Source organism: Tangfeifania diversioriginum (genome assembly GCF_900141875.1).
In the GTDB taxonomy this organism is placed as follows: Bacteria; Bacteroidota; Bacteroidia; order Bacteroidales; family Prolixibacteraceae; genus Tangfeifania; species Tangfeifania diversioriginum.
The window spans coordinates 110,446-124,000 of the sequence record NZ_FQZE01000013.1; the positions used below are offsets into that span (position 1 = coordinate 110,446).

Below are 13,555 nucleotides of genomic sequence, written 5' to 3' on the forward strand. Positions count from 1 at the left end.
CCGACGCTCCGGGCAAAGCGAAAACCCCGTGGGGCTAAACCCACTAAACAACGAAAATGCGTTCTTTAACAAGCTGACAATGAAGTATTGAACTGACCCCTCCTAACCTCCCCAAAGGGGAGGAACCATCCCCCTTCGGGGGATTATAGGGGGTCACAGCTACTATGACAGTTCAGTACTCCACCTGTCAATTAAATGTTTAAACATTAATTTTTTAAAACAATTTGAAACAGATTTTTAATTATTAACACGGAAGATTCTACTTCCTCTCTTCTGTTCTCCTTGGGGCTTGTCCCTATGGGAGAATGCCCGAAGGGAAGGGGGCCGGTCTTCCAAAAATTTTACAAAATGAAAAAGCAAATTTTATTACTTACGTTTTTGAGCCTGGCATTTGTGTTTGCCGGGTTAAACAGTGCCTTTGGGCAACCTACAGGTGATGGAGTTCCAAATCCATACATTAAACAATTATCTACAGCATTGCAGAATTGCCTGCCACCAACTGTATTAGATGAAGATTGTGCAGGAGCGGTAGATGCTCTTCATCCTCAACCGGGTCAACCATATAATTACTATGTTGAAACAACTAATACTACAGATGATATTCACTGGTTTGTGGTTAATTATGCTGAAATGACTACTGCCGGAGATAGTCTTGTTGAAATATTAAACAATATGACTGATGCACGTACCTACATTGATGATGGAAGTGGTGATGATCCGTATATTTTGGATTCCGAAACTGGAGTTTATAATATTCTTCCAGCAGCTGGAACTGGTGGAAACAATCAGGCTTCAGTGGAAATTACCTGGAAATCTTTTAGTGGACTGAGGGCTGACGATGAAGTGATTTTACTTGTAGCCTATGTTATGGATGACGCTGGTTGTACTGATAATATTGAGGTATTTAGAATTGTACCGCAATTTAACTTCACACTGGATATGAATCCTCTTGCAGCTGATGGGTCCTTAATTGATACCTTAAATCAAAGAGCTTCAGATTGCGTTTCTCCAATTGAAAGTGCCGATTATGTTCCCATCAGCGATGTAGTGGGAGAAGGGACATTGACAGTTGATTACGGCGAAAACTGGGTTTATTTTGTAGTAACTGCTGCTAATTTTACCCATTCCTGGATGCCTGAGTTTCAATTAAACTATACTGGTACTGCGGAGGCTTTAGAAGTTTGGTGGACTTACCAATCAACCTCTAATTCAACTGATGACGATGATTGGGTTCAAATGTCTGAAGCATCTGGAATCTATACAAGTTCAACTCCTGTAATGCATACTAATACTGATTTAACTACAACTCCAAATGCTATTGGTGCTGATGATGGGACAGGGGAATGCATTGTTGTTAGGGTTCGTGTTGATCATGGAACTACAAATGAAAATGCAGATGCAACACAAACTGTTACACTTGCCGTTGACGGAGTTATGTTTGATTCTAATGCAGCAGATGCAGCAAGTGAATATACAAATCATGATTTTGATGATATTTCTCAAGAAGCATGTGTAGCTGAAGAATTTGATGATTATGGTGAATATGATCTTACTCCAAGACCTGAAATTTCAAATGATGCAACTAATGGCCCAGAACCTTTTGAAATTAAAACTGGTAACACTACACCTTAAAGGATGATTAATTTTGCTTTTTCATTCCTGACCGGATCCCGGTTGTTTGTTCCGTCAGTTGGCGGGCAGACGACCGGGCCCCGGAGCGGGGAGGAGGAAGTTGGCAGTGATCAGTCACAGTTGGCAGTGAAGAAGGAGGAAGTCGCAGTGATCAGTTTCCCCTGTGAAATCTGACGAAGGAAGGAATTTCATCAGGGGTTGCAGTTGGCAGTGAAGAGGAGAAGTTGCAGGTTGCACCTTTCAGGTTGCAAATCGACTTGAAGCTTGAAGCTTGAGACTTGAAGCTGAGGAAGAAGTCGCAGTGACTAATGACCATTGACCATCTCCGCAGAGAAAAAGGAATGAAAGAAGTGAATAATGAAATGTGAAACTAAAACACGATTGCACTGTTTCAGCAGCTTTTAACGAAGCCGCCGGAACATGAAGGAGAAAGCGAAAAAAGCATGATAAAAATATGTAGTAAATGAAAACCCATATAGCGTTATAACTCGCCCTCCTTATTACGAAGAACTTCGTTTGGAGGCCTCTTTTGGGATTGCCCGGAGAGGAGGAAACGGAGATCCTGATAGTAAACACATCCGAAAAAAGGATGGAAAACACAGGTTAAAATATGAAACAAAATCATCCAACACCAGGGTGGAAAGGGAAAGGTATTCCCGCACCCCGCGGTGGACCGGAGACGGGTCCAGCGCCTGCCTGCCGGACAGGCAGGAATTCCCTGCCCTACTGCGTCATTCAGGCGGGCGATTCGCTGATTGAAGAAACCCGAATCCGTGATGGAACGGGTGCGGTGAATTCCGATTCGCCGATTGAAGAAACCCGAATCCGCGATGGAACGGAAATCCACATCCCTGTCTGCCGGACAGGCAGGCGTGATGGAACGGAACTGCATATCCGCGACAGCTCAACAAACGCGGCCTTTCAAATCCCGGAGGGATTACATATGTATAGTCCAAACCTTCAAGGTTTGCGAAACCTTGAAGGTTTAAAGAGCCGCAGCAGAGCCCGTGAGCCGGCCGGTCATCCACCGGAAAAAGTGTGCCGCAGCCGCACCGGAATGGAACGTGCCCGGAACGGGACGCGAGTGTTTTCAACCGCGCATTCAAACCCGGCGGGTTTGCATGTTTATAGAAAAGGAAAGCATGTGTTAAATGCGATTCCTGGAGTCGAACAACAATCTGCACCACATTATTTCTATAAGCATTTGATGCCTGCCTGGTCGGCAGGCAGGCCGCTGGAATCAGGCCTGGCAGCATATATTGCCGTTGGCTTCCCCGAAGGGATGGCTATGCCAAACCAACGGAACATGCCTTGCTTTATGCCGGTATATATTGCCGTTGGCTTTAGCCAACGGAACAGGCATACCCATACCAGCCCGGGGCTTCAGCCCCATCAGGAAGAAATGTGGCTAAAGCCCAAAGAATTGGTCTGCTCATTTTTAATCCGTCAGCTGAAGCAGACGGCAATAGAAAAACAAATCCCGGCGGGTTTGCATGTTTATAGAAAAAGAAAGCATGGGTTAAATGCGGCTCCCGGAGTCGAACAACTATTTACACCATGGTATTTCTATAAATATTCGATGCCTGCCTGGTCGACAGACAGGCCGCCGGCATCGGCCCTGGCAGCAAATATTGCCGTTGGCTTTCCCGAAGGGATGGCTATGCCAAGCCAACGGAACAGACATACTCATATCTCCACGGGGCTTCAGCCCCATCAGGAAAAGATGTGGCTAAAGCCGGATTTGCCTCGCTTTATTTTGATCCGTCAGCTGAAGCAGACGGCAATACAGGGCACATCAAATGCGGTCCGGCAAATCCCGGAGGGATTGCATGTGTATAGCCAAACGGTGAGCAGGGAGAATACGAGAGGAGTCATACGGACTTGTCAGCGTGCGGAGCTCCTGTTTATCCCTTTGGGGACAACGTCAACAAAAACAAAAAGTAAAAAAATTGACAATGAATAATAATTAGCAAAAATACCATTCTCTTTTCCTTCCCCTTGGGTTTATTCCCACGGAAGGAGTTAGAGGGGGCTTAAAATGAAAAAACTGATTTACCATATCATGCGCCGTATTCCGGGAATCCTCCTGGTGCTTCTCGCTGTGGCTTCTGCCAGGGCCCAGAAACCGGTGCAGCATATTGTGGTAAGTCGGCACGATACTATTGAATTTAGCGTGGTGGACTGGGAGAACGGCGATCGCTACACCTGGGATATTTATGACGATCCGGGTGTGAACTTTGCCCTGGAAAATGACCGTTTGGATCCCGCCCTCTATTTTGTGGATGGTATGTATGAAGGTTCAACCGTCTATGTCACCAATCTGCCGCCGGGACAGTATTACGTTAGGGTAATGGTTTGGGACGAGGTCAACTGTACCAATAACCTGCTCTTGTATTCGCTTGAAATTGAAGATGTTCCCGAGGCCGATATTTACGGGGCCGAAGCCTGCTTTGGTGACATCACTTATCTACGGATTGTCTTTACGGGTGTGGGGCCGTGGGATATTATATATACCGATGGAATGGAAGACCATCATGTAAACGGCATTTCGGAGCAGGAATATTACCATGAAATTCCTACCAACACCATGGAACCCAATGATGAAGTGATTATAAAAGAATACTGGATCAACTACATCAATGATGTCAAAATCGAAAGTTCCGAACCAACGGATACAGCAAGAATAATCATATATCCAATACCTACCAATTCAGAAATATACATTAAAGAAGATGAGGAAGGAGATGGAGAATAAATTAAAGTATTTTTGAATATGGAAGCGGGAAGCACGAAGTTGAAAGAAGAAATTGAAAAGTAAAAAATGAAACGAAGCAGTACATATAATAATAGCATAACATGGAACCCCGATGGAATACCATGCTTCGCCGGATTCCACGGGGCAGGCCTGGAACTTGCAACCCCGGTGAAATATTCTCCTGGCGTCAAATTTCACGGGGTTCACCCCATGAAATCCCAACTGGGATCATTTCACGGGGTAAACCTGCAACTTGAAACCTGTAACCTGAAACCTGTTGGAGCGTAGCGGAAATCCCGACATTTCGTCGGGGTAACTTGTAACGTGTAACAATTATAATGAAACGACTGGCATACATAGTATTGATGACACTCCTTATTGCTGCAAATGCTGCGGCGGGAGAAAATTATGTCATCGATATTGTATGTCAGGGTGCAGAGCGGACTTACCGGATTAACGGAGAAGAAACATCCACCTGGGAATGGAAATTGCTCGATGCCGACAGCACGGAAATAACCTTAACAAACCCAACCGGAACCGACTTTGCCGATATGAACACTTATGGAGATTCCATCTGGGGCAGCGAAATTACCATAGTCTGGCCTGAAGATACTACAGGCACCTTTTACCTCTCGGTGGAACAAACCAGCAACTATGTTTCGGTGGTGGACGGAGAAACTTACATGAACTGCACCAACCACGAACTGGGCGAAGTAGAAGTCATTGAAGGGCCGGAAGCCTTTGCCGGCGAGGATATTATTGCCTGCACCGATGAAAATATTTTCCTTGAAGCGGCTTCCGCATCCAACCATTCCACTGTTATTTGGACTACTTTTAGCGAAGGAGTAAAAGGAACATTCAGCAACGAAAATGTCCTGCACCCTACCTATTTTCCCAGTGATGAAGACATTGCAGCCGGAAGTGTAACACTTTCCCTCACAGCTTTTGGTAAAGGGAATCCCGGAACCTGTGAGATGGATGTTTCAACCGTTACCATCACCTTCAGCAATCCCGTAATTGAACTGACAGCCACCAACCCGGTGTGCTTTGATGAAAATTCGGGAAGCATTTCAACTAATGTCTCCGGCGGGTTCGGAACTTATACCTACGCATGGACCGGCCCCGGTGATTTCACTGCCGACACCGAAGAAATAACCGGCCTGGCAGCCGGCTGGTATTACCTTGCGGTTACCGACAGTGTGGGGTGCGTTGCCGAAGACTCCGTTGAAATTATTGAACCCGAAAAACTCCTTACCACAATTGACAGTGTGGAACATGTGAACTGTTTCAATGGAATCGACGGAGCAGCCCGTGTAGCTGTTTCAGGCGGAACCGGTAATTATACCTATTCATGGAACACCGTACCCGAGCAAACCACAGCCCTTGCCACCGGACTGGCAGCCGGTGAATACCTTATCACAGTAACCGATGAAAACGGTTGTGAAGTGAAAGATTCTGTTGAAATTACCGAACCTCCCGCCCTGGTACTTTCAGCCGACAGTGTCGATGCAAGCTGCGGCGGAAAACAACCCGGCTCAATCGACTTAACGGTTTCAGGCGGAACTCCGTTTGCTGATGGCTACTACCTTTATAAATGGCACGACGATACCGGCTTTATTGCCGATACTGAAGATATAGTTGATTTGGAGGGAGAAAAATTATATTGGGTTTATGTGACCGACTCGCTGGGGTGTACCGACTCGCTTGAGATGTTTATCAATGAAGAGAAAAATATTGAACTCACGGCATCTGTTTCCCCCATCCTTTGTTACGGGGATTCAGGAACCCTTTACATTGAAGTTAGGCACGGTCAGAAACCTTATTCATACGTTTGGTTAAACAGCCTGAACGATACCATAAGAGTTGAAAATACGGATAACAAGGCCGACTCGGTGATTGTCCCTGCCGGTGAATATCGGGTGGTTGTAAACGATAATAAAGGATGTGATGAAGATGAATCCTTCCTGCTTGAAAGTCCGGATGAACTCACAACTTCAATTTCGCCCGACCCGGCAGAAATCTGCGAAGACGAAACACTGCCGCTGAACGGCAATCCTGTGGGAGGAATCGGCAGCTATACCCATCTTTGGAGCGGTGAAGGCGCAACATACCTAAGTAATTTGGCGGTTGTCGATCCGGAATTTAGCGGCGCTCCGGCCGGAAGTTATGAACTGATTTACGCGGTAACCGATGAAAATGGTTGCGAAACTAGGGATACCATAAACATCGGGGTATTCCCGCAATACAGCGATACTTTGGATATGGCGATTTGCGAATCTGAACTGCCATACAACTGGAACGGTACAAACATTGACCTGGCCGGAATTTACTCCGATACCCTGGCTTCGGTAGCCGGATGCGATTCCATTATTACCCTTTCCCTCGATGTGCTGCCCGATTTCAGGGATACAACATTTGCAACGATTTGCGAATCTGAACTGCCATACAATTGGAACGGTACAAATATTGACCTTGCCGGAACCTACTCCGATACCCTGGCTTCGGTAGCAGGCTGCGATTCCATCCTTGTCCTCAACCTCGATGTGCTGCCCGAATTCAGGGATACCACGTTTGCAACAGTTTGCGAATCAGAACTGCCCTACATCTGGAACGGGACAAACATTGACCTAGCCGGAATTTACTCCGATACCCTGGCCTCGGTAGCCGGTTGTGATTCCATTCTCACGCTTGTCCTCGATGTGCTGCCTGAATTCAGGGATACGGTAGATGTTACGATTTGTGATTCTGAACTGCCCTACTTCTGGAACGGAGCTGACTTCTTCGGTGCTGGCATTTACAGCGACACGCTGGCTTCGGTTGCCGGGTGTGACTCAATACTGACACTTGATTTGAAAGTTGTACCTGAGTACCGCGACACCATTCCGATGGTAATATGCGAAAACGAAGTGCCGTTCGACTGGTACGGGCAGCAGATTACCATTTCCGGCTTCTACGAACATACTTTGACTTCGGTAGCCGGTTGTGATTCCATTCTTACCCTTGTCCTCGATGTGCTGCCCGAATTCAGGGATACAACAAATGCAGTAGTCTGCGAATCTGAACTGCCATACAACTGGAACGGGACAAACATTGACCTGGCCGGAACTTACTCTGATACCCTGGCCTCGGTAGCCGGTTGTGATTCCATTCTTACACTTATCCTCGATGTACTGCCCGAATTCAGGGATACAACAAATGCAGTGGTTTGTGCATCGGAACTGCCCTACTTCTGGAACGGAACAAATGTTGACCTGGCCGGAACATATTCTGATACCCTGACTTCAGTAGTAGGGTGTGATTCCATTCTTACCCTTGTTCTCGATGTGCTGCCCGAATTCAGGGATACAACAAATGCAGTGGTTTGCGAATCAGAACTGCCCTACTTCTGGAACGGCACAAACATTGACCTGGCCGGAACTTACTCCGATACCCTGGCTTCGGTAGCTGGATGTGATTCCATTCTTACACTTATCCTCGATGTACTGCCCGAATTCAGGGATACAACAAATGCAGTGGTTTGTGCATCGGAACTGCCCTACTTCTGGAACGGAACAAATGTTGACCTGGCCGGAACCTACTCTGATACCCTGGCCTCGGTAGCCGGTTGTGATTCCATTCTCACGCTTATTCTCGATGTGCTGCCCGAATTCAGGGATACCACGTTTGCAACAGTTTGTGAATCGGCACTGCCATACAATTGGAACGGTACAAATATTGACCTTGCCGGAACCTACTCTGATACCCTGGCCTCGGTAGCCGGTTGTGATTCCATTCTCACGCTTATTCTCGATGTGCTGCCCGAATTCAGGGATACAACAAATGCAGTGGTTTGCGAATCAGAACTGCCCTACTTCTGGAATGGGACAAACATTGATTTTGCCGGAACCTACTCCGATACCCTGGCTTCGGTAGCTGGATGTGATTCCATTCTCACGCTTATTCTCGATGTGCTGCCCGAATTCAGGGATACAACAAATGCAGTGGTTTGTGCATCGGAACTGCCCTACTTCTGGAACGGAACAAATGTTGACCTGGCCGGAACATATTCTGATACCCTGGCCTCGGTAGCCGGTTGTGATTCCATTCTCACGCTTATTCTCGATGTGCTGCCCGAATTCAGGGATACGACAAATGCGGTAGTCTGTGCATCGGAACTGCCCTACTTCTGGAACGGGACAAACATTGATTTTGCCGGAACCTACTCCGATACCCTGGCTTTAGTAGCAGGATGTGATTCCATTCTTACCCTTGTTCTCGATGTGCTACCCGAATTCAGGGATACGGTCGATGTGACGATCTGTGATTCTGAGTTACCATACAATTGGAACGGAACAGACTTCTTCGATGCAGGCATTTACAGCGACACGCTCGCTTCAGCAGCAGGGTGTGACTCAATACTGACACTTGATTTGAAAGTTGTACCTGAGTACCGCGACACAATTCCGATGGTAGTATGCGAAGGCGAAGTGCCTTTCGACTGGTACGGGCAGCAAATTGCCACTTCCGGCTTCTACGAACATACTTTGAATTCGGTCGCAGGATGTGATTCGGTGCTGACACTGAACCTGGAAATTGTACCTGAATATCACGACACCATTCCGATGTCAGTGTGCGAAACCGAAGTGCCGTTTGACTGGTACGGGCAGCAAATTACTGGTTCAGGCTTCTATGAACACATTTTCACTTCGGTTTCCGGATGCGATTCGGTGCTGACACTCGAACTGGAGACAGAACCTGAAATTCCTGTCACAATTACCATCGCCGCCGACCAGACCGAAATAACCGAAGGCGAGCAGGTAACGCTGACTGCCACACCTGAAAACGGCGGCAGCGACCCGGTTTATGCGTGGTTTGTGAACGGTGCGGAAGTGCCGGGCGAAACTGCGGTTACCTACACTTATACCCCGCAGGATGGCGACGAAATTTATGCTATGCTAACTTCCGGGTTGGATTGCGCTGCGCCCGTTCCGGCTATTTCCAATACGGTTGTCCTTACCGTTGTTCAGCCTTCCGAAATTACGATTACTCCTGACATCACCCACGTTGACTGTTTCGGCAACAGTACGGGTGCCATCGAACTGACCGTTTCCAACGGGGTTGAACCGTACAGCTACGCGTGGAGCAACGGGGAAGCCACAAAAAATATTTACGGACTGGAAGCCGGAATTTACACCGTAACGGTCACCGATGCGGAGGGTACAGAGGAAACGCTCACCATCGAAATTACCGAACCCGATGCACTGGAACTGACCTTCACCAAAACGGATGTGGGTGATTCGCCGGATCCGACTGGCAGTATCTCCCTTAATGTTGAAGGAGGTACCGGACCTTATTCGTACGAATGGGTTGGCCCCAACGGATTCACCTCCGCCGACGAAGACATCAGTAACCTGGAAGCAGGAAACTATACGGTGTTTGTTACGGATGCCAACAATTGTACGGAATTCCTTTCTGTTGTAATAGCTGGCTACGGAATGACCTGCCCGCCGGTGATTGTGATCGATTGCGGGTTAGATGAAATGCCCGAACCTTATGCTACCCTTGCCGAATATGAAGCTGCAGGTGGCGTGATTGAAAGCACTTATGCTCTGATTGAAGAATCTTTCACTCAAATGGGCACGGATGTTTCTGACGGGGAAAGCTGCCCGGAAACCATTACCCGTACCTACTCCATTGAAAATACCAACGGGGATGTGATTTCCTGCGAACAGTTGATTATTATCCGGGACGTTACGGCACCAATACTTGAATTCTCGCGCAAAAGAGTAAATTGCCCGGGAGAAAAACCGCCCGTTTACCGAAACAGAAGCGAGTTTGAGGCGCAAAGCGGTAACCTGGCATCAGATGAATGTGAACTGGACTGGTCCTCCTTCCGGTATTCCGGAGAGAGCACAGATGCACAAAAATGCCCGGAAACCATCATTCGTTTCTACGAAATAAAAGACATGTGCGGCAATACCACACAGGCGAGGGAAATCATTGTTATCGAGGATAAACTTGATCCTTATGTGTACAGGCCGGCGCGTGATATAATAACCGACTGCACCGTACCGGAACCTTACAGGAACTACACTGAATTCTGGGAGGATGGGGGTTTAGTTGAAGACAATTGCAATATATTTACCTTGGAGCATATCGGAGACAGCGAACCGACAGGAGACGGGTGCCCGATGACCATTACACGTACTTACCGGTTTACCGACAATTGCGGCAATTCCACTGACTTTGAACAGAAAATAACTGTAAACGACACCATCCCACCGAATATTACCTGTCCACCTGATGTTGCGTTTGATGCCGGAGCAGGCGAGCTTGAAGCGCTTACCGGCCTGGCCTATTCCGATTCGGCACAACAGGTATCCCTGACAGATACCACGGCGCTTGACATTGGGGCATCCGACAACTGCGAAGTGGTAACAATTACCTACCAGGATGAAATAGCAGGAAGTTGCCCCGCCACGGTTACCCGCACCTTTACGATTTACGATGGCTGTGGAAACACCGCTTCCTGCACACAAACTATTGAGCTGTACAGAGAAGACACACCGCTGTTCGAAGCACTTGGCCCGTTCTGCCAGAATAGTGAACCGGAAGCATTGCCGTCCACTTCATCAAACGACATCACCGGCACGTGGGAGCCTGCGGTTATCCGTACCGATTCGACAGGTATGTTTACCTACACCTTTACGCCCGATCCCGGACAGTGTGCAGTGGATACCACGGTGGAAATTGAAATCCTGGAAATTATTACGCCCGACCTCGCGCCCATCGGCCCCATTTGCCAGTACACCGAACCGCCTGCCTTACCGGATACCGATGTAAACGGCATTCCGGGAACATGGGATAAAGACACGATTGACACCAGCATTCCGGGTGAATTTACATTTACCTTTACGCCTTCAGGAATTGGCGACTGCACTGAACCTGCTTCTATCACTATCCAAATCGACACGGTGATTATTCCGCAGTTCGCGCCAATCGGGCCGCTTTGCCAGAATGAAGAAGCACCCACTTTGCCCGAAGCCAATTTCAACGGCACAACCGGAACCTGGATACCCGATGAAATCCGTACCGACTCGGTGGGCGTGTTCGATTACGTTTTTGTGCCGGACACAGGCTACAATTGCGCGTTTACCGACACGCTGCAAATTGAAGTAAAACCCTGGATTCAACCGGAATTCGACCCGATTGGCCCGTTATGCGTAGGAGAAATTCCGCTGGCACTACCCGACTCCAGCATCAATGGTCTTTACGGTACCTGGAATCTTTACGGCATTCCAACCGACACTATCCCTACTGATGAAGCGGGCCTCTTTCTCTTCCAATTTATTCCGGATGAAAGGTACAATTGTATCAACCCCCGGAATCTCGCGGTAACTATTATTGAAAATACCCCGCCGGTGGCCGAAAACGACAGCGTATTTACATTGCAGGAGGAACAGGTAATGATCGATATTCTTGAAAACGATTACGATACGAATACTGACGGGGAAATCGACATCACATCTGCAACCCTGCTGCAGGTGCCGGCACACGGTACGGCAGAAATCAACCCGGCAACAGGCATTGTTTCCTATACGCCGGAATTTGGGTACTTCGGCATGGATACCTTATATTATTCGGTTTGCGACAATGGCATACCTTGCGATGTACAATGTGACAGCGCGAGGGTTATTATTGAAATCGGCGAGCCCAACAACCCGCCGGTGGCTGTTATCGATTCGTTCTCGGTAATGTGTTTCCCCCTCACGGGTGACCTGCTCTATAACGATTTCGACCCGGACAACGACGAACTGACCATGAGCTTATGGCCGGTAGAGGAACCCGAACATGGCATTGTGGACCTCCACCCCGACGGTACCTTTGTATATATGCCCGACGAGGGTTACATGGGGCCCGACAGCTTTATCTACCGGGTTTGCGACAACGGTATTCCGGTAATGTGTGACGAAACACAAGTTTGGATTTATGTATTGCCCGACGCGGATTGCGACGGAGTGCCGGACTACGAAGAAGACGTAGATACAGAATGTACCCTGATGATCCCGGAAGGATTCTCACCCAACGGCGACGGGGTCCACGATTTCTTCCAGATTTATTGTATCGATAAATACCCCGATGCTGTTATGCGCATATTCGACCGCGCCGGAAATAAACTCTTCGAGAAACAACATTACGGTAACCTGAATTACTGGGGTTCCAACCAGGAAGCCTGGTGGTGGGGCAAAACCCAAAACAAATGGGTACTTGGCCGTGGTAACTTGCCGGCAGGCAACTACCTGTATGTGCTTGAACTGGGCAATGGCGAAGTGCGAACCGGAACAGTGATGATTGCCTACTAAAATTTTATTTGAAGCAGAAGGGTTACCATCGGGCTTTTCAAGTGTTCACCCAATTTTAATTGGGCATAATGAGCCGATGACAAATAAGTTCCAAAGTTCATCAATTTGTATTGTTTGGAGATTCATTTTTTGTTTTTTGGTGCTTATTTGGTATTTGTCTTTTTGATATTTGTTATTGTTACTAACAAACAGCACGTTACAAAAATATGCCATTTCAGGATGTTCGGAGCGAGTCCTCCTTTCCCAAAAAAGGTGCAGCCGTCAGGAGTTCGGAGAATTTTATTGATGGAGATTTTTCTTTTTTGCAGAACGAATAAAATTTCTGAACTCCTTCCTGTTTTGTGCAGCGATCAGATCACTCAAAACCAGCACTGATTATCAGTGAATTACAATTACAAGCAACACATCAGAAACCAAAACCCTGATACCGGCACTTGAACCTTTTCAAAAGAAATTTGACATTGACAAACCAATAATTGTAGCAGATGCCGCACTCCTGTCTCAAAAAAATATTGATGCTTTGCAAGAAAACCACTACGAATATATTCTGGGAACTTTTCTGGGCTTTCCCCACCCGGGTAAACTCAACTGCAAAAAAATAATTGTAGTGAAACACCGGTTCAGGAAGCTCTGCTTTTTCAACTTCCTGTTTAATTCGGGTAACTCCAGTCCCCAGTTTTTCAATAAATTCGGTGTAGTAACCTTCGCCCTGGGCAATTTTATTATGCCAGAGTAAAAAACCACGCCCAGAGGACGTGGCTTTGGGATAACCCCTGGAAGGGGATGAAAATACCTTTACCCTCAGAGAAGGTAAAAGCTTGTTATT

At 47.4% G+C, this 13,555-nt stretch carries 6 protein-coding genes; 5 read left to right on the plus strand and 1 reads right to left on the minus strand.

Translation table 11 applies throughout. The features are described 5' to 3' along the window. Positions 1-348 precede the first annotated feature (348 nt). The 5 genes from BUC07_RS10070 (at position 349) to BUC07_RS10090 (ending at position 12,729) form a co-directional block, all read left to right on the plus strand. Positions 349-1,632 (plus strand): hypothetical protein, encoded by a 1,284-nt coding sequence (locus BUC07_RS10070; RefSeq protein WP_073168978.1) that lies wholly within the window; start codon positions 349-351, stop codon positions 1,630-1,632. 610 nt (positions 1,633-2,242) lie between these two features. Further along, positions 2,243-3,595: a hypothetical protein gene (locus tag BUC07_RS10075; RefSeq protein ID WP_073168979.1), complete on the plus strand. Its 1,353-nt coding sequence runs from the start codon at positions 2,243-2,245 to the stop codon at positions 3,593-3,595. A 75-nt stretch (positions 3,596-3,670) separates the two neighbouring features. Beyond that, positions 3,671-4,387: a hypothetical protein gene (locus BUC07_RS10080; RefSeq protein WP_073168981.1), complete on the plus strand. Its 717-nt coding sequence runs from the start codon at positions 3,671-3,673 to the stop codon at positions 4,385-4,387. Between the two features lie 66 nt (positions 4,388-4,453). Continuing rightward, positions 4,454-4,675, plus strand: a complete 222-nt coding sequence (locus BUC07_RS10085; RefSeq protein ID WP_073168983.1) for a hypothetical protein — start codon at positions 4,454-4,456, stop codon at positions 4,673-4,675. A gap of 50 nt (positions 4,676-4,725) precedes the next feature. After that, complete coding sequence (locus tag BUC07_RS10090; protein WP_073168986.1) at positions 4,726-12,729, plus strand: Ig-like domain-containing protein; 8,004 nt, start codon at positions 4,726-4,728, stop codon at positions 12,727-12,729. Between the two features lie 406 nt (positions 12,730-13,135). Here the strand turns inward: BUC07_RS10090 and BUC07_RS20920 are convergent. Beyond that, positions 13,136-13,555, minus strand: a 420-nt coding sequence (locus BUC07_RS20920) for a putative DNA binding domain-containing protein (RefSeq protein WP_175552510.1), incomplete at its 5' end; no start/stop codon positions are given.

What these genes read in the sequence shown, in the direction of transcription:
- BUC07_RS10070 (WP_073168978.1), top strand. Translation starts at nt 349, where the DNA reads ATGAAAAAGCAAATTTTATTACTTACGTTTTTGAGCCTGGCATTTGTG.
- BUC07_RS10075 (WP_073168979.1), top strand. Translation starts at nt 2,243, where the DNA reads ATGAAACAAAATCATCCAACACCAGGGTGGAAAGGGAAAGGTATTCCC.
- BUC07_RS10080 (WP_073168981.1), top strand. Translation starts at nt 3,671, where the DNA reads ATGAAAAAACTGATTTACCATATCATGCGCCGTATTCCGGGAATCCTC.
- BUC07_RS10085 (WP_073168983.1), top strand. Translation starts at nt 4,454, where the DNA reads ATGAAACGAAGCAGTACATATAATAATAGCATAACATGGAACCCCGAT.
- BUC07_RS10090 (WP_073168986.1), top strand. Translation starts at nt 4,726, where the DNA reads ATGAAACGACTGGCATACATAGTATTGATGACACTCCTTATTGCTGCA.